At 56.9% G+C, this 18,739-nt stretch carries 11 protein-coding genes; 5 read left to right on the forward strand and 6 right to left on the reverse strand.

Annotated elements, in window-relative coordinates; all coding sequences use genetic code 11:
* Window positions 1-10 precede the first annotated feature (10 nt).
* Window positions 11-1,186, reverse strand: coding sequence for an NHL repeat-containing protein (locus tag OHL22_RS24735; RefSeq protein WP_263342565.1), 1,176 nt, complete (start codon window positions 1,184-1,186; stop codon window positions 11-13).
* A 364-nt stretch (window positions 1,187-1,550) separates the two neighbouring features.
* On the opposite strand from OHL22_RS24735, the gene OHL22_RS24740 reads away from it, so the two are divergent.
* Window positions 1,551-3,542, forward strand: a complete 1,992-nt coding sequence (locus OHL22_RS24740) for a winged helix-turn-helix domain-containing protein (protein ID WP_263342567.1) — start codon at window positions 1,551-1,553, stop codon at window positions 3,540-3,542.
* Between the two features lie 28 nt (window positions 3,543-3,570).
* Here the strand turns inward: OHL22_RS24740 and OHL22_RS24745 are convergent, their stop codons facing one another.
* The 3 genes from OHL22_RS24745 to OHL22_RS24755 form a co-directional block, all read right to left on the reverse strand.
* Window positions 3,571-4,125: a sigma-70 family RNA polymerase sigma factor gene (locus tag OHL22_RS24745; protein WP_263342569.1), complete on the reverse strand. Its 555-nt coding sequence runs from the start codon at window positions 4,123-4,125 to the stop codon at window positions 3,571-3,573.
* 97 nt (window positions 4,126-4,222) lie between these two features.
* Window positions 4,223-6,376 (reverse strand): serine/threonine protein kinase, encoded by a 2,154-nt coding sequence (locus OHL22_RS24750; RefSeq protein WP_263342570.1) that lies wholly within the window; start codon window positions 6,374-6,376, stop codon window positions 4,223-4,225.
* Window positions 6,377-6,502: 126 nt separating this feature from the next.
* Window positions 6,503-9,169, reverse strand: coding sequence for a serine/threonine-protein kinase (locus OHL22_RS24755; RefSeq protein WP_263342572.1), 2,667 nt, complete (start codon window positions 9,167-9,169; stop codon window positions 6,503-6,505).
* A 492-nt stretch (window positions 9,170-9,661) separates the two neighbouring features.
* Here OHL22_RS24755 and OHL22_RS24760 point away from each other — a divergent pair, with 492 nt between their 5' ends.
* From OHL22_RS24760 to OHL22_RS24770, 3 genes are all read left to right on the forward strand, one after another.
* Entirely contained in the window at window positions 9,662-11,251 is a 1,590-nt protein-coding gene (locus tag OHL22_RS24760) for a hypothetical protein (RefSeq protein ID WP_263342574.1), read from the forward strand.
* 142 nt (window positions 11,252-11,393) lie between these two features.
* Window positions 11,394-11,948, forward strand: a complete 555-nt coding sequence (locus OHL22_RS24765; RefSeq protein ID WP_263342576.1) for a hypothetical protein — start codon at window positions 11,394-11,396, stop codon at window positions 11,946-11,948.
* A 78-nt stretch (window positions 11,949-12,026) separates the two neighbouring features.
* A complete protein-coding gene (locus tag OHL22_RS24770; protein WP_263342579.1) occupies window positions 12,027-13,082 on the forward strand; it encodes a calpain family cysteine peptidase in 1,056 nt (351 codons plus the stop codon).
* On the opposite strand, the gene OHL22_RS24775 is transcribed toward OHL22_RS24770, so the two are convergent.
* Window positions 13,064-14,542: a sensor histidine kinase gene (locus OHL22_RS24775; RefSeq protein ID WP_263342581.1), complete on the reverse strand. Its 1,479-nt coding sequence runs from the start codon at window positions 14,540-14,542 to the stop codon at window positions 13,064-13,066. The genes OHL22_RS24770 and OHL22_RS24775 overlap by 19 nt on opposite strands.
* 48 nt (window positions 14,543-14,590) lie before the next feature.
* Window positions 14,591-15,268 (reverse strand): response regulator transcription factor, encoded by a 678-nt coding sequence (locus OHL22_RS24780; RefSeq protein WP_263342582.1) that lies wholly within the window; start codon window positions 15,266-15,268, stop codon window positions 14,591-14,593.
* A gap of 255 nt (window positions 15,269-15,523) precedes the next feature.
* On the opposite strand from OHL22_RS24780, the gene OHL22_RS24785 reads away from it, so the two are divergent.
* Complete coding sequence (locus OHL22_RS24785; RefSeq protein WP_263342584.1) at window positions 15,524-18,739, forward strand: efflux RND transporter permease subunit; 3,216 nt, start codon at window positions 15,524-15,526, stop codon at window positions 18,737-18,739.

Here is an 18,739-nt window from a genome sequence, read left to right on the forward strand (position 1 = left end):
CGAAGTATTGTTAGTCCTCAAGTGTCCAGATCGTAATGGTGGCCGTGTTGTCGTCCACTGCTGCGAGCGTTGCTGTTCCGTTGTCCTTGACCTGAACTGCAAGCCCAAAGGAGCCGCCCAGATTCGGGTCGACCGGAATCTCCTTCACAAAATTGCCGTCTTTAGTGAACTCGACAATTTCGCTGGGTTGATTTGGATCGGCATTGATCACATCATTATTCGTCACAAGCAGATGCCCGTTGGGAGCCTCAGCCATCGCCAGCGCGCCATGCAGATGGGTTGGATCGTCGTAGATCACAAATCCTGGCCCATCGCTGCTGTTGCGCTTCACAGCATCCGGCACAGCAAAAATTGCATTGTCCAGCGTAGAAGCTACATAGAGAGTGTCGTGGTTGGCGTCATACACCAACCCCGTAGGAGCATCAAAGAGCGCTGCAGGATCAGGCTGATGCTGGAACCCTGAAGCAATGGTGTAATGACCGAGCTTGGTGAGCCCCTTTTCGCTAACGGCAAAGTCGATCCGGCTCACCGTTCCATCAATCGCATTCGCGAAAAAGGCGCTCGCGCGATCACCGCGGTCGATGACGGTCATATCCCAGGGCCCATTGATCTGCTCACTGGTAATGGTCTGGATCAACTGACCTCGGTTGTTGATAACCAGCAACGATCCAGCCTTAGCCGTGTTGGCCGTACCATCCAGTGTTGGCAGGTTGCAAACCAGAACCAGGCCATACTGTAGAGTTGCCAGACCCGTTGACAGACCGAGCGGTGCGGTTCCCTGGAAAAATACCGACGGAGCAGATCCGCTTGCCGGAATCCGCACGATGGTCGTTCCCGTGCCCTGCAGATTGTTATGGTTGTTGAAGTTCGAAACCAGAATGTCCCCAGAGCGCAGCGGACCGGCCCCGCTCAGGAAGCTTCTGCTGATAAACGCCACACCATACGGATTGACATCGCCATTCGACGGCACGGTGGAAACACTCCGTACCGGGCTGGGAAGGAAATACTGATCAGGATCGGCATATCGGTAATGCTGTGTCTGCGAAAAACCGATTCCGGTGGAACAGACCACAAACGAGGCTATCGACAGAGCTGTGTAGATGCCCGAATTCATTTTGAAGCGAACAGCCCGAGTGATCCTGCGAGTGATGTTCGACGCCATATCGTATACGCGGAGAGAAGTCATTGGAGTGTCCTCGATTCAGAAGATTCACCTGCGTCGAGCCTCCTGAAGGGAGTGCGTCTCTGCAGCCGTGACTCGACCGTATCCGGACCCTCCGCGAAAGTCGTTGGAAAGCGTTCAGAGTTTTCTTGCTTTCTTCTAAAGGCAAATCAGCATCGAATCCGAACCATCTGCTGGAACCTCTCCGAAGCGCGTAACTACCGTATTACCAGACAATTCACCTCCACTCAGGGCACATTCCCAACATCGCTTTTTGGCATCGTAAGAATTCACCTCGATTCGATTTTCCCGGCGGTATCATTGGGCTGCAGCGTCTTCTTGGAAAAATGTTGGGGAAATGTTGGAACCCTGTGCGAGGTACCATACGTTGCCGGATTCCCATTACGAGTTCGGATGTTTTCATCTGATTCCGTCGGAGCAGCTACTGCTCCGGAGCGGCAGCCCCGTTCCCCTTGCTCCCAAGACATTCGAGATACTCCTGACGCTGGTGACGCAGCACGGCCACCTTGTAACTCGCGAAGTATTGATGCAAAAGGTGTGGCCCGACAGCTTCGTCGAGGAAACCAATCTGACGGTCAACATATCGTTGCTGCGGAAGATCCTCGGAGATGCTGCCGATCAACGGCCATGGATTGCCACTATACCCAAGCGAGGCTATCGCTTTCATGACGCCGTGACCGTTCATCCGAGAAATGCTGTATTGGATTCAGAGCCGGCCCCAGCACCCCCTGCGTCGAGCGAAATTGCTTCCTCAATCGAAGAACCTGTTCACGCCGAGGTCACCTCCACACCAGATGAACAATATGCTTCAGTCGTTGCCGCTAAGCCTGGACCAGTACTCCGAAACCGCCCTCGCTACTGGATAGTGGCGGCTGCAATTGTCCTCGTAGCTGGTGGAATTGTTGCCGTTTTGCTCTTCCGCCATCAACAATCCGGCCGTTTGCCGGAGATTCGTTCCCTCGCGGTACTTCCCTTCGAGTCGACAGGCGCAGGCAGTGACGATCAATACCTCGGCATTGGACTCACGGATGCGCTTATCTCGCGGCTAGGCAGGCTTTCACATCTCGAAGTGCGTCCGATCGGCGCGGTACGTGATTTCAGCAAAGGCTACGACCCAACCAGCGTCGGCAGACAGCTCAACGTTCAAGCCGTGTTAGCCGGAGTCGTGCAGCGTATTGGCGACCGCACCCACGTCGCCGTTCATCTGCAACGCGTTAGCGACGCAAAAGTCTTATGGGCCGATAGTTTTGACGAACACAACACAAGTGATTTCGAGATCGAAGAATCTATCTCGCAGCGACTGGTGGACGCAATGACCCTTAAGCTGAGCCAGGGTGAAAAACAACAGCTTGCAAAGCCGAATACTCCCAACAATCAGGCCTACGACCTGTATATTCAAGGCCGGTATTACTGGAATAAGCGCAGCGTAGAGTCTGTCCAGAAAAGCATCGATCTCTTTCGCCAGGCCACCAGCATCGATCCCAACTACGCTGCTGCCTGGAGCGGGTTGGCGGATGCCTGGATTCTTGCCGGCTCGTATGGAAACAGCTTTATCGCTCCCGCCGACGCCATGCCTCGCGCCAAGGAAGCCGCGGAAAAAGCACTCGCCCTGGATGACTCCTCAGCCGAAGCGCACACCTCGCTCGCGTACATTCACCTCACCTGGGATTGGGACATGGCCGGCGCCGAGCGTGAATTCAAGCGGGCTATCGAGCTTAATCCTAACTATGTAAATGCTCATCATTGGTACTCGCATGAGTTGATTGCCCTTGGACGTGTTGCCGAGTCGCATGAAGAAAGCGAATCTGCGCTCGCCCTGGACCCCACTGACGTAGTCATCAATGAGCACATGGCCTGGCATCACATGATGGCGCGCGAATATGATCGTTCGATTCCGCAAGCCAACAAAGCCGTGGAACTCGATCCGAACTTCGTTCAGGCGCATCGGGTGCTGGCCTTGAGTCTGCTCTATTCAGGCCGCGAAAACGATGCCTGTGCGGAATTCATGAAAGGCGTCGAGCTTTCGCATCATGATCCTGTTGCCAACGCATATCTTGCGCGCTGCTATGCGCTCGACCATCGCCCAGCTGACGCACGCAAGATTCTGACCAGTCTGGAGCAAGCCGCATCGGAGCGATACATCTCAGCGGCAGAAATTGCAGCAGGCTACGCCGCACTCAACGACGCTGAAGCTGCTCTCAAATGGCTCAATAAGGCCTGCGAAGAGCGTTCCGGATCTTTGATCTATCTCAACGCCGATCGAGTCTGGGACCCGCTTCGCAGCAATCCCGGATTTCAAATATGTGTAAAACGCGTGAATCTGCCCTTGCTGGCCGACGAGTCCGTCAAAAGCAAATAGCCGCGGCAATTAAAAATTCACAAGCGGTCTAACTAGCCGCCAGCTTGTCATACAGCCAGGCTCGTGCAAACTCCCAATCCCGCCGCACCTTCGCCACGCTCTCATCCAGGATCTCCGCAACTTCCTCATTGGTGTATCCGCCAAAAAAGCGCAACTCCACTACCTTTGCGTTCTCCGGATACGCTTCTTCGAGCGCCTTTAGCGCATCATCCAGCGCCACAATCTCCGCATCCTTGCCGCTGGTCACGTGAAACGCCTCATCCAGCTCGATCTGAATGCCGTCACGTTTGCGCGCTCTTCGGCTGCGCGCATCATCCACCAGAATGCGCCGCATCTGCGTCGCCGCCACGGCAAAGAAATGCGCGCGATTGTTCATCTTCAGCGGTTCGCCGCCAAAGAGCCGGAAGTACGTTTCGTTGACCAGAGCTGTGGTCTGCAGAATATGACCCGGACGCTCACCGCTCAGGTAGCGCGACGCCAACCGGTGCAGGTCGGCATACACCACTCGGATAAGCCGTTCCGAAGCCTCTTTGTCGCCTTCGCTCGCGTCCTGCAGCAACTGCGTGATCTGCGCCGAATCCATGCTGTTCCTCAGGAATGAAATTCCCTACCACTATAAGTGAGAAAGCGCAGTTCTCATTTCAATTTGCGTAGCAGATCGCAAACACCTGCGATTTCTGTCAGTTCGGTAGTTGCTTCCAATCGATATACACCGTCTGCTGGCCCATGGTCGCGAAGAACAAATTGAAAGAGTTGTAGTGCGTGGCGGAACTTGGCTGCTGCACCATCGCCTGACTAGGCGCTCGTACGATAAGCTGTACCGGCGCCGCCGGAAACATCGTCCCGCTCAACTGCCCACCCTGAACCGCAGAATTAGACGACCGGACGATGGTGACAAACTTACCGAACGAAGCGGGATTTCCCGTCCAGATCAGCGTTCCCTGAGCCAGTCCTTGCTGCGCCGGCTGCTGCGGTATCTGCGGAATCTGAATCTGCTGCGCCGGCAACACCACAACGGCATCGTATTCCTGGCCGCAGGCAGCCTTTACCTCGGGCGTCATCGTCTGCATCTGCCGCGCCTGCTTCGTGATGGCCGGATAATGCCTGTTCATCCCGGCAGGCAAGCCATCCGCAGCATTGCCATAAACAACCGGAGTTCCCTGGGACAGCTCAGCGCACGCAGGTTTGCTCTCACGCGAAACCGCAACATATTTCCACGTCGGCGCACCACCGCTACCCGGAATTGTCTTGCTCTCCGGAGCCGCCCCCACGACCAACAGCTCTTTTTCCCGCAGTACCGGCGGTTTAAGGGCTCCATTGTCGCCAGTCCCGCCGCTGGTTCCCGCACCACCTGTTCCTGCACCACCAGTTCCGGGGCTTCCATGATTCGGATCTGGCTGCGGAACCACCGTCCCGCCACCTCCGGAGCCTTGTCCACCGTCGTGCTTCTGGGTGTTGTCATCCGTGTGCATCTTGGAGTAGGCCAGCCAGCCACCACCACCCAGAGCCGCAACCAGCAGCACAGCTCCAATAGCCAACAGCGCCTTGGACCCACCCTTCTTTTGTTCCGCTCCCGACGTACCCGCGTTGAAATTTCCAGCGCCAGCATACGGCGTGTTGCCCACCAGCGGCGGAGGACCGCCCTGGCCTATCCCCGGCTGCGAAACCGACGTAGCCTGCCGGTAAAGCCCTTCATCCGTAACGGTAACGGTTCGCGACCCTTGGCCAAAGGACGACGGTTGCGCAGGAATTACAGGAGGCGCTACCTGCTGCCATCCCCCTCCTAGACCCGCTCCAGCACCCGATGAGTTTGGCGGCTGAGCAGGCGGCACATAAACAAGTGGTGGAGGGCCGCCAGGAATAATCGCTTCCGTCTCACGCCGTTGCGTCGGCGTGCCAGGCTGGCTCGTTCCTCCTGTCCCCGGTTGCGCCAGCTTGCCCACATCCGCAGGCCGGCGAATACTTCGCGTTGACTCCGACGACCCCAGCACTGCGTCGCGATAGGCTACGAGTGCAGTAATAATTTCTTCGCAGCTCTGCGGTCTGTCTTCCTGTGCCTTCTCCAGGCACCGCATCGTGATGTCGTTAAGTTCCTGCGGCAGCTTGTCGCGGCGCTCGCGCGGCGGCGTCGGCGTATGCGACACATGAGCCGTCTTGATCTCGTGCTCCGTCTCATACCCCGCATTGCGGTCAAACGGTGGCCAGCCCGTCAGCAGTTCATAAAACATGCAGCCAAAGCTGTAGATATCCGATCGGCTATTCACATCCCGCGGATTCCGGATTTGCTCCGGACTCATATAGTCCGGCGTCCCCAACCGCGAATTCACCTGCGTCACACTGCGCGTCGCGCCTGCGGCCTTGGCAATGCCAAAGTCCATCAGCTTGGCGTGTCCGTCATTGTCCAGCAGCACGTTCGACGGCTTGATGTCGCGATGAATGATCCCGTTGGCGTGCGCAAAACCCAGCGCGCCTAGCACCTGCATCCCAATATCCACCGCCTCTGGAATCTTCAACGGCCCCCGCCGCGAATCCAGAATCTTCTCGAGGTCACGGCCATCCACAAACTCCATCACGAGATAGCTGCTGCCGCTCTCCTGCCCCACCTGAAAAATGCGCACGATATTCGGATGGACAAGCTGGCAGTTACCCTCAGTCTGAAACCGCGCTTCCACTTCCGGATAGCCCTGAAACTGCCGATTGAGAAACTTGATGGCGCGCAGTTCCCCCGTCACGACATGACGCGCAAGCCACACCTCGGCCATGCCACCTTCGCCCAGCTTTCGCGCCAGCAGGTAATCTCCTACCCTGGCTCCAACATTGGCATCTATCGCCATTTCGCCTTCCGGATTAACAGTAGATTGTGAGTCGGAGTACGGAATACGTGGGGGACGCGCCCGTCGCTCCAAAGTATACGGCAGAAAAAGTGAGTATCAGTACCACACAAACCGCTCGCCGCTCTGCTATTTCATGTCCTTCAAACTATCGCAACCCCACTGGCTGCCCAGGTTGCAGCCCTTGGAAAGAAACTCCCGCGCCTTGACCGGATCTTTCTGAATTCCCTTGCCCTGCCGGTACATGTTTCCCAGATCCGAACAGCCGTTCGGGTTATTCAAATTGCATGCCTTTTCGTAATAGCTCACAGCCAGGGAATCATTCTCAGTAACTCCCTGGTGCTCCTCATACATCACACCCAGGCTGTTGCAAGAACTCGCTTCATCCGCTGCACAGGCCCGTGTATACAGCGAGATGGCTTTCTGGTAATCCTGCTGCACCCCATACGCATGCTGATACATGTAGCCGAGGTTGTTGCAGCCCTGCATATTGCCGCCGTCGCAGGCCTTTCCGTAAAGCTGAACCGCCCTTGGATAATCCTGGTCAACGCCGAGATGATACTGATACATCCATCCCAGATCTTTGCAGCCCGCGGCATTGCTGCCATCGCAAGCCTTGCTGTAGTAGTACACCGCCCGCGAATTATCCTGAGCAACTCCTTCATGCGACTGGTACATCGAGCCCAGGCTGTCGCACCCGATAGCCAGCCCGCCGTCGCATGCCTTGGTGTAGAGAGACAAGGCTCGCTGATAATCCTGCGGAACGCCGGTGTGGTCCTCATACATCACGCCCTCGTTGTTGCAGGCCGCCATGCTGCCCATCCCGCATCCCTTTTCAAACAGCGTGATCGCTCTCGAATAGTCCTGTTGCACGCCAAGCTGATACTCGTACATCCAGCCGAGATAGTCGCAACTATCGGCATGACCGCCGTTGCATGCCTGCTCAAACAACGGCTCTGCTTCGGTGTACTGCTTATTGTCGTAGAGTGCGATCGCCCGCTTCGCCGTCGCCGACGCATCGCCTGTCTCGCTCTGAACCGGATTCGCCGTCTGGGGCTGCGAGGGGAAGGAGCTTGGAAATTGCTTGCTTGCATCAGGCTTCGATATCTGCGGTTGAGAAGTTGCCGTCCCTGTCGAGCTCGACGTCGAATCAGCGGATGAGGCTGAACTGGTCTCGCTCGAAAGGCTCTCGTTCTTCTTCTTTTGCTCTACGATCGCGAAGACAATTCCAACCACGATTACAAGGGCGCCAGCCACCCCTAAAAACACCCTCATTCCTTTCGAAAGGCCGCCGGGCTTGATCGGCCCAGATCCCGCCGAAGGAGTGGTATATCCCGCAACGGCGCCATTGCCCTGTGCAAACCCCGGTGCTCCCGGATTACCCATCAACTGCGGAGCCTGCTGGTAGTTCTGCTGCCCATAAGGAGGTACAAATGGCGGCGGCCCGGAAGAAGCAGGTCCCGACGAGGCAGCTCCCGAATAGACCTGTCCTGACGCCACTCCCGGCAAGCCCACGTCCAGAATCGTCCTCGCACGCGAGCCGGAATCGAATCCGCCACCCGGCCCGGATACCGGCCCCGACGAAAACCCGCCTTGAGACCCCGAGGAATAACCCGAGGGAAGTCCCTGCGGAAAACCTGAGATGGCCCCCGTTCCAGCAGGCGCAAATCCAGTAATCCGGTTCAGTTCAAAAACAAACTCGTGTACATTCGCCGGACGCTGCTCGCGCTCTTTTGCCAGCAGCCGGAACATCAGCGCATCCAGCCCCGCATAGCACGCCAGATCTGGATTTACCTGGCTCAACGCCGACGGAACAGTATGCACGTGTTGCTCAAACCAGCCTTCGTACGTCTCCGCGTTGAAAGGCAAGCGGCCCGTCAGCGTCTCAAAAAACATGCAGCCAAGCGCGTAAAGATCAGTCCGTCCATCCAACTCCGACGGCGGAATCACGCCTCGCCACTGCTCCGGAGCCGCATATTGCGCCGTCATCAGCGGCCGGCCGGTCTGGGTCAACCGGCCCACGCTATCCGACAGCGCCACGATGCCAAAATCCACCACCTTGGCCGTCTCGCTCTCAGGAGTCCACGCCAGCAGCACATTCTCCGGCTTCACATCGCGATGCACCATCCGCTTCGCGTGCGCTGCACCCAGCGCTTCGGCAACCCCGCGAACGATATTGAACGCGCGCGCTGGCGGCAACCCCTTGGGCGACTGGTCCAGCAAAGCTCTCAGGCTCGGCCCGTCGACGAACTCCATCGAGATATAAAAACTGCCATCCTCGGCCTGCCCCAGTTCCAGCGTCTGCGCGATATTCGGATGCCGCAACTTGCTGGCGGCGCGCGCCTCCTGCAAAAACCGCTGAACAAATGTGGGGTTTGAAGCCAGACTGCCGGAGAGAAACTTCAGCGCCCTCGGCTCACCCAATAGCGTATGTTCGGCAAGATAAACAATGCCCATGCCGCCTTTGCCGATCGTCCGCTCAATCCGGTAGCAGTCGCGAATCATCGTTCCCGGCGCCAGCTCGGTTGTCTCAATCAATACCGCACCATGCGTCGGGCAAGTGCGGTGACTCGCGGGATACGACGTCGCGCAGATGGGGCAGAATTTCATTCCGGCGGATGTCCCGATATGCGGGCCGCGATTCGATTCGAGGGAGGAGAACCGTGCGTCTTGGCCTTGAGAAACACCGTCATTGTCCCATCTCCCGTTCGAGATGGCAAACAGATTAGAGCACGGGGTAACAGGCTCATTGCTGATGAATTGCCGGCTGGTGAATTGATTGAGTGTCCTATCCATCGGATCTCCTAGCTGCGCACCCTTCACAACTTTGCTGACTCATCTATAAGAGCGCAAAACAGAAATGCTTCTGCTCACTTCCCTTCCGCTGTCATTACCCGCAAATCTTCGCCACGGCGAAAATTGCAGATATTTCCTGCGGAAAGCAGAGACGATTCACACCGATCCAACACTTTCCTTATAGGAAGGCAGGGATTTAGAGGGATTTGCCGATTTCATCGCATCACAAGGCCTAAGTACAAACGAGAGTTTTCAAAATCCTTCTACAGACTCCGTGTTACGATGAATTCCCGCCCCCGTGTTGATGTAATTGCCATCCCTTTTTTTGAAAGGCGTGAGCAAGATCGCCGCCGTTCTCCGCTCTTTATGGTAGGAAGAGCGCAAAACCGGTCCGAGGATCAAATGAGTGAGCCGGCTCCGGAAGTGCAGTGCGGACGTACCTTCAGGTTCAACTTCGCATCTACCGCTCGACTGAATTTGGAGGAGCTCGTTATGAATAAGCTCAGAATTCCATCCTTCGGCGCCGGACCCCTGATGGCAGCAGTAGTCGCCGCGTTTCTAGCATTCAGCGCTGCGGCGAGCGCCCGTGCCTTCGCCGGCCCTACAAAACCTGCGCCCGCCCCAAAACCTACTGCGCGCCCAGCCACACCGGCAGTCAAACCGCAACAACCGGCCGCCAAGCCGGCCAATCCGAATGTGCGTCCTGGTATGCCTGCCCGCCCGAGCATGCCGGTCCGGCCCGGTCAGCCGGGCTACCCTCAAACGCGCCCCAGCAACTTACCAGGCACGCAGCATCCACTCCCCGGCAACGACCGTGGAGCTCTCCCAGGTGGTGACCACCGCGCCATCCCCATGGGTGACGGTCATCCCGCTCCCGGCAACTTACCGCATACCATGCCTGCTCATACGGGTCCGGCTTTTCATCCCGACGCCAGAGGCCACTTCGTAGGCCCACACGGCGAGGCCGGCTCATCGGACCCTCGCACTGGCCGCGTCATAACCATGTCGCGTGTTAATCCAGACGGAAGCCGTCTCGTCGTTCACAACTCACCCACAGGCGTTCCACGCTACGAGCAGACGCGCATGGAGTTCGGCCACCCGGTTCACACCGTTACCAACGGACACACCGGCTTCGTAGAGCGCGATCTTCGCCGTCCCGGATTCCATGAGCGCACGTATTACGATCATGGCCACGTCCGCGCTTTCGTCTATCGCGATCATCTATATCGATATGGCCGTTACCCGGTGTACGTTCCGGCCTACTATTACCACCCTGCTTTCTACGGAGTCTTTATAGGCGGCTGGGCCGGTCCCGCGTTCGCCTTCTCCTGGGGATCATCGCCGGGCTACGCAGGTTACGGCGCCTACTTCGCCCCGCAACCGACATATGCATCGCCAAATGCCTGGATGGCTGACTACATCATCAACTCCAACCTGCAGGCAAACTACCAGGCTCAGCAGGACGCAGGTGCCGACGCAGTCACCAACGGCACCGCCGGACAAGACGAGCAGCAGGACGCAACGCCGCAGCCCATTCCTCAGGATGTTCGCGACTCCTATGCGCAACAGGTCCAGGCTACTGCCGCTGAGCAACAGGCCGAAGCATCCGGACAGCAACCGCCGGATGATGCAACCGGCGCTATGAGCCCGAACTTCAGCGTCTTCCAGAGCTACTCCGATGTGGAAGCCGACAATGGTGGTCATCCGTGCGCGCTGGTCGGCGGTGACTTCGTACGCCGCGAAGAAACTACCCCGGACGGCAATAAGACAGTAGCCGTCACCGTCGTTACCATCGCCGTGCCTTCGCAAAGCCACTGCCCCATGAACGCAAGGGTCCGGCTCTCTGTCGATACATTGCAGGACTGGTATAACAACTTCCTGCAGGCACAGCAGGCAGGCATGGACGCCATGGCAGCCAATCAGGGCCAGAACGGCTTCCCGGCCATTGCCGACACCGGACGGACTGCCAACGCACTCGGTCAGGCAACACCGGATGACCCGAACGCTGTAGCCGGCGCGATTCAACAACAGTCTGACGCTGCAAAGAGCATGCAGGCTTCAGCTACTGGAGGCGGTGAATAGCTCCCTCCGCAACATCTCGTTCGTTTAGACCAGGCATGCGGGAGACACCGCTCGGTTTCTCCCGCGTGGCCTTTTATATCTTCCATTCCACAACGCTACCGGCGCTATCGCCAGCCAGCAATTTCACACTAGAGATATTGGGATGAACAGGATTAAGCTTCGCACTGCTGCTGTACTAATCGTCTTGGCCGCCATCGCAAACTCAGCCTTCACGCAGGACCAGTCCCAACCCTCCCTCCAGGATCAACTCCAGACCATGTACAAGGTTTCCCGCGCAGGCGTTGATTCGGGCGGCTTCAAAATTCTTGAGGCTGGCACCGTCGTCGTTCTCAAGAAAACCGGCATCATGGCCACGGAGCCTCCTGGCGCTCATAAATTCATGATCAAGCTGCCCAAAGCCTGCGACAACACCTTCAAAAACGGCAACCTTAGTGTTTCTCGTACCTGCTCCACCACAACCATTGGCTCACGCTTCCTCAATCAGGGCGAAAAGATGTACATCACCAAGTTCGAAGTGAATCAGAAGTCGGACAAAGTCACCTTCGACCTTGTGGAGTGCGATCAGTGCAACGGCGCTTCAAAACCAAGCTCTATGAAAGCAATTGTTGTGTTCGATTTTGCCAATAAGTTCCTGGACACCGCCGAACCAGGTCAGGTAGTCGATGTCATCAACCAGGTCTTTCAACCGCAACATTAGCGCGCATGCTTCTGCCCCGCCGAAGCGGCTGGCGCTCTCAACAACAGCGTTGCCATCCATGCAGGCCGGGAGTTCCCATTGCGCCAGCCATCTCTTTCCGTCTCAGGTCCGATTTCACAAATCGCTTGCTTTCTCTTTGCTTTCTTCCTTGCGTCCATAACGGTTGTCTCATCCGCAGCGCAGGCAGATACAAGCCTTTACGGCCCCAGCGGAGTAAGCCCAACCGCGGTTCGTCAAGGTACGTTGGGAAGCTGCTTCTTTCACGCCTCACTCGCTGCCGTCGCCAGATCCAATCCCGATGCAATTCGCCGTGCGATCTCTGGCGATTTCCAGCGCGGCTTTCAGGTTCACTTCGTCGATGGACCGCAGGAGCTTGTCTACCGCAGCGATGTCGAATACGCTCGCAGCCATAATTACGATCGCTCCGAAGGTGTCTGGGTAACGGTCCTGATGCGAGGCTACGCCCAGCGCGAATTACGTCATAGCATGATCGAAGCGGTCCAGCACTCTACCTCGATCCCTTCTTTCGCCAAGCCCGTGGCTCTCTCGATGCTGCAGCAGTCAGGCCCTCTGCTGCTCGCCTACGACCGCGCAGTTCGCTCCGTTGTCGGCCAGAATGGACAGATTGATCTCGCCAGCTTTGACGCGAATCTAACCCGCGAGATCCACGCACTGGGCATACCCGCAGCGCAGGCTCAGGTCATCGGCGGCCTGCTCGATCGTGGTGGGCTCTACAACGCCATTGAAGCTACCGTGCAGAAAAACGGCGAAGTCTTCGGAGCCTATCGCGGCCTCGGCCAGGGAGGCATTCCTATCAGTGTTCTGCAAGCCTTGCTCGGCAGTGCAAACTCTTCAGCCGTCACAGACTATAACCTGATGCATATTCTCCAAGCCGTACATACCAATCGCGCCGCAGCGGTTGCCGGTACACGCGCATCCAGTTCGTTCAATGGATCGGACTGGTTCGTGGCCTCTCATGCCTACACCGTGCTCGACTACGACTTCTCGCGCGGCGCGATTGAGCTACGCAATCCGTGGGCTTTTCGTCCCGGCCCCGATGGGGTTTTCTGGCTTCCTCTTTCCAGCTTCCGCTCGGCCTTCGATTTCGTCTCGTATCACGATGCCGCCAACTGAGCCTGCTCGGCAACAGAAGCAATCTGACGATCAATTGGAAGCCGAATCGAAAAACAACTGCCTGCGCCTTCGCTGAACACCGCAATGGTGCCGTCGTTCACCTCAACGGCCCACTTCGCAATCGCCAGCCCCAGTCCAGCGCCGCCGTGATCGCGCGAACGGCCCGAATCGATGCGATAGAAACGGTCAAAAATGTGCGTTTGTTCTGTCTCGGGAATACCAGGGCCCTGATCTGTTACCGAAATCACAGCCCGCTCAGGAGATCCTTGTGATTCCGCCTCTAAAGCAATCGTAATTTCGCTTCCCTCCGGCGAATACTTGATCGCGTTGTCCACCACATTCAACACTGCCTGCCGCAGAATGCCCCGGTCTGCATGCACAACGATATCCTCATTCCCGGCTATGCGGATCGTTTGATGCTTATCTTCGGCAAGAATCCCTACCAGCGCCTCAACCTCATGCACAAGATCGAGAAGCGGAAAAGAAATCGTCTTTAATTGAATCTGCCCGCTATCGGCGCGTGAAATCGCCAGCAGGCTATCCACCAGCTGCGTCAGCCTGCGCACCTCCTCCAGCATGCTTGCGATCACTTCGCGATACTCTTCCGGCGAGTGCTGCGTCTGAAGGCTGACTTCTCCAATGCTGCGTAGCGACGCCAGCGGTGTGCGCAGCTCATGCGAAGCATCGGAAGTAAATCTCTTCAATTGCCGGAACGAGTCTTCCAGCCGCTGCAGTAGTTCGTTAAACACCCTCGCCGCGTGACCCAGGTCGTCCTTTGGATTGTGCACAGGTAGCCGCTCACTGAGCCGCTCAGCCGTAATCCACTCTGCGCGCCTCACCATTCTGCTTAGCGGCGACAACGCTCTGCCCGTGACGGTAAACACTACCCACATCGCGAGAATCACTGCCAAGGGAGCCAGCAGCGCAAGCACCTCAACGAACTGGGTAATGCTCGAGATTATCGGAGCCTCGTCATACGCCAGCCGCAGGATCAAGGGTTGTCCATGGAACCGGTGGTAATGGCTCACCACGAGCACTCGCCGCCCATCCTCCAGCCGGACAATCCGCTCGTTGTATGTGCCCCTGCCTTCGTTCGGCAGCGGTGGCCCTCCCAGGTCTTCATCGTGCAGCTTCTTGTTGCGGTAAAGCACCCTGCCATCGACAGTCAGCACTTCCAGCAGGCGTTCCAGCCGCAATCGCATCTGTGGATTGTTAAAGTAATCCTCGTTCAGGGTCACTAGCCCATCAGGCGCCGGTACGAGCAGGCCTTCCGCGGTTTCCAGCTCTTGAGTCGCGCTGTGATACACCTGCTTGACAAGCTGCTGGTAATGCACAAAGGTAGCAACGCCGATAAAAACTACGAGAAGCGCGGCAAAAGCGCCGCCATACCACAGCGTCAGCCGCATTCGCAGGCTTACCGAGCTGCGTCTAAAGCGAATTTCTCTTCCCGCAAAGCGCATCTTTCTCTCTCGCAGAGAAAAGCCTTCCGTTGCTCTCAGAGAAAGGCATCACTCTTCCCGCAAAACGAATCCTACTCCCCGGACCGTGTGCAACAGCTTCTTCTCGAATGGATCGTCGATCTTTCGCCGTAGCCGGGCTATCTGCACATCAATCACGTTATCCAGCGACGTGTAGCGCAGCATTTCCTTCCACACATCGCGGGTCAACATTTCGCGCGACACCACACGTCCGCGATTGACCATCAAATATTCCAACAGGTCAAACTCCCGGCTCGTCAATTCCAGAGGCGAACCACTGCGCGCTGCCGTGCGCCCTGCAAGATTCATGTGCAGATCGCCAAGATCCAGCGATGTCTGCGGCGTTGAACTGGTCCGGCGCAGCAGCGCCCGCACACGCGCCACGAGTTCAGGAAACGCAAACGGCTTGACCAGATAATCATCCGCTCCGGCATCCAGCCCCAGCACACGGTCTTCCACCGAGTCCAGCGCTGTCAACAACAGCACCGGCATCTTAAAGCCGTCCCGCCGAAACTCGCGCAGTACGCTTATTCCGTTTCGCTTGGTCAGCATTACATCCAGCAGCACAAGGTCAGGGGTATTGCGCTCAAGCCACTTGAGAGCATCCTCACCGGAAAGCTCTACATGGGCCGCGTACCCTTCCTCCTGCAGGCCTTGCTGCAACGCATTAGCCAGCTTGCTTTCATCTTCGACGATCAGTATCAGCATCGTCCGCCTCAGCGTTTATCCTCTTTCCATATTTGAATTTACCCTAGCTTCGACCATCGCACTCCCGTAGTTCTTATTTGTAACTAAAACGTCAGGCTCTTGTCAGGATCGATGATGTTCTCCTAAAACTGGCATCTCTGGGCTCGACGGCTTAAAGTTGAGTATCTGAATGAGACTGCGCAAACGCAGTCCCCGGAATAGCCCCTTTCGCGCTGGCACTCCAATGCCTGGCTGACGTAGGAGACAAAAACCCAGATGTGGATCGTCAGAATTGCTCTGGACCGGCCATACACCTTCATTGTGTTGGCCTTACTTATTCTTATCCTGAGCCCTGTAATCATCATGCGAACGCCGGTCGACATGTTTCCGGCCATCGACATTCCGGTTATCTCCTTGGGCTGGCAATACACCGGACTTAATCCGGAAGAACTCGAAGGCCGCCTTACCACCCCATTTGAGAAGTCTCTCAGCAACTTTATCGACAACGTAGAGCACATTGAATCCACCACGTACAACGGATTCGTTGTCGTACGCGTCTATCTCCAGCCCGGCGCTAATATCGCTGCCGCGACAGCCGAAGCTTCCGCGGCTTCCGAATATCTGCTCAAGCAGCTTCCTCCCGGCATCCTCCCTCCGGAAATCATCACGTACAGCGCATCAAGCGTGCCCATCCTGCAGCTCGGCATCTCCGGCAGAGGCTTGAGCGAACAAAGCCTGAACGACTACGCGCAGAATTTCATTCATCCGCAGATCATCACTGTTCCCGGATCTGTCGTCCCGTCCGCCTATGGCGGAAAAGAACGCCAGATCACCATCAATCTCGACCAGGCCGCCATGCAGTCGCGAAAGATTGCACCCGGCGACTTGCTCAACGCTCTCGCGACCCAGAACGTCGTCACTCCTTCCGGAACCATCAAGATCGGTTCGAAAGAATACGACGTGCGGGCCAACAGCGCGCCGCGTACCATTCAGGAGCTTAACGATCTTCCCATCAAGCAGCAGAATGGTGTGACCACATACCTGCGCGACATCGCGGAAGTAAGCGATGGCTTCCAGGTGCAAACCAACATTGTGCGTCACAACGGCCAACGCGGCGTCATGATGTCTATTCTTAAAAATGGACAGGCATCCACCATCAGCGTTGTCAAAGGTGTACGTGCGATATTGCCACGCATTGCCCAGCTTTTGCCTCCTCAGCTTCAAATGACTCCCATCGGAGACCAATCAGTCTTCGTCAGCGGAGCCGTGAATGGTGTCGTTCGCGAAGCGATTCTGGCTGCCGCGCTTACCGGCCTGATGATTCTGCTCTTCCTTGGCAGCTGGCGCAGCACCCTCATCATCGCCGTCTCTATTCCGCTATCTATCCTCACCTCGGTTATCGTCCTCAGCTTCCTGGGTGAAACCATCAACACGATGACCCTCGGCGGCCTCGCTCTCGCCGTCGGTATCCTCGTGGACGACGCCACGGTCACCATCGAAAACATCGAGCGCTTCCTTGAAGAAGGTCATCCTCTCCGCGAAGCAATCCTTGAAGGCGCTGCACAGATCGCCGTACCTGCATTCGTCTCCACACTCTGTATCTGCATTGTGTTCCTGCCCATGTTCTTCCTCGATGGTGTGGCGCGATACCTCTTCGTTCCACTGGCCGAAGCGGTCATCTTTGCCATGTTGGCGTCTTACTTTCTTTCGCGAACGCTTGTGCCCACGCTTGCTGTCTACCTGCTCAGCGTCAAGGAACACCATAAGCGCAGCACAAGTATCTTCGCGCGCTTCCAGCGGGGCTTCGAACGCGGATTTCTCGCCCTTCGCAACTCCTATGAAGGGCTGCTGACAAGACTCGTCCACGCCCGTGTCCTCTTCATTCCCTGCTTCCTTGCCGTCTGCCTCCTAACCTTCTTACTTCTCCCATGGCTGGGACAGGACTTCTTCCCTGCCGTTGACAGCGGTCAGTTCACGCTGCACATGCGCGCTCCTACAGGAACACGTATCGAAGAAACGGCGCGCCTTTGCGATGAAGTCGAAAACTTCATCCGTCAGACTGTGCCGCCTTCCGAGATGCGTGGCATCCTCGACAATATCGGCATGCCTTACAGCGCAATGAATACGCAGCTCATGAACTCCGGCACCGTTGGAGCAGCGGACGCAGATATCATGGTCAGCCTGCAGGAGGATCATCACCCAACCGCCGATTACGTGCGCAAGCTGCGGCTCGAGCTTCCACGGCGTTTTCCGCAGGCCACCTTTTACTTCCTGCCGGCCGATATCACCGCACAGATCCTCAACTTCGGTCTGCCGGCTCCTATCGACATTCGCTTTGAAGGCAATGACGTCAAGACCAGCGAACAGCTCGCGAATCAGATACTGCCTCAGCTTCAGCGCGTGCCCGGCCTCGCGGATATCCGCATACAGCAGCCCTTTGATTACCCAACACTCGATATCGATGTCGAACGCACCAAGGCGGCGCAGGGTGGCTATACAGAGCGCGATGTTACAACCAGCGTCCTCAACACCCTCAGCGGCAGCTTCCAGCTTTCCCCTATGTTCTTCCTCAACTGGCACAATCATGTGAACTACAACATGGTTGCCCAGACACCGCAATACAAGATGGACTCGCTCTCGGATCTCCAGAATATTCCCATCAATCGCGCCTCAGAAACCAGTCCTGCCAATCCGCAGGGTGATGAAGGAAGCGAAGCATCGCGGCCATCCGAGATGCTCGGCGACGTAGCCCAGATTCATCGCAATGAAGAGATGGCCGTCGTCTCTCACTACAACACCCGTCGCGTCGTCGACATCTACGCCTCCGTGCAGGATCGCGGACTCGGCGCAGCCGCAAACGATGTTCAGAAGATCGTCGACTCGATCCGCAAGCATTTGCCGCGTGGCACCTTTGTCGACCTTCGTGGCCAGGTGGAAACCATGCGCCACTCCTACACCGAACTCGTCGGAGGCCTGGTCTTTTCCATCGTTCTCATCTACATGCTGATCGTTGTCAACTTTCAGTCATGGCTCGATCCGTTCGTTATCATCACTGCTCTGCCCGCGGCATTGGCGGGCATCGTTGTCTTTCTCTTCTTCACCCATACCCGCTTGAGCGTTCCGGCCCTGATGGGAGCCATTATGTGTATGGGTGTAGCCACGGCAAACAGCATTCTGGTTGTCTCGTTTGCCAAAACCAAGTTGCAGGAGCATGGTGATGCTGTTCGCGCCGCCATCGAAGCAGGCGCAACACGCTTCCGTCCCGTCATCATGACGGCTCTCGCCATGATCATCGGCATGGTGCCCATGTCTCTCGGTCTTGGTGACGGCGGCGAACAGAATGCTCCATTGGGCCGCGCTGTTATCGGTGGTCTGATCTGCGCAACCATAGCAACCCTTAACTTTGTTCCGGCGGTCTTTGCCTTGGTTCATCACGGCAAATCACACCGTGCCGCGCAGCCGTCGGTAGAAACTGACACACAATTTGCCTGA

The organism is Acidicapsa dinghuensis (assembly GCF_025685685.1).
Lineage (GTDB): Bacteria > Acidobacteriota > Terriglobia > Terriglobales > Acidobacteriaceae > Acidicapsa > Acidicapsa dinghuensis.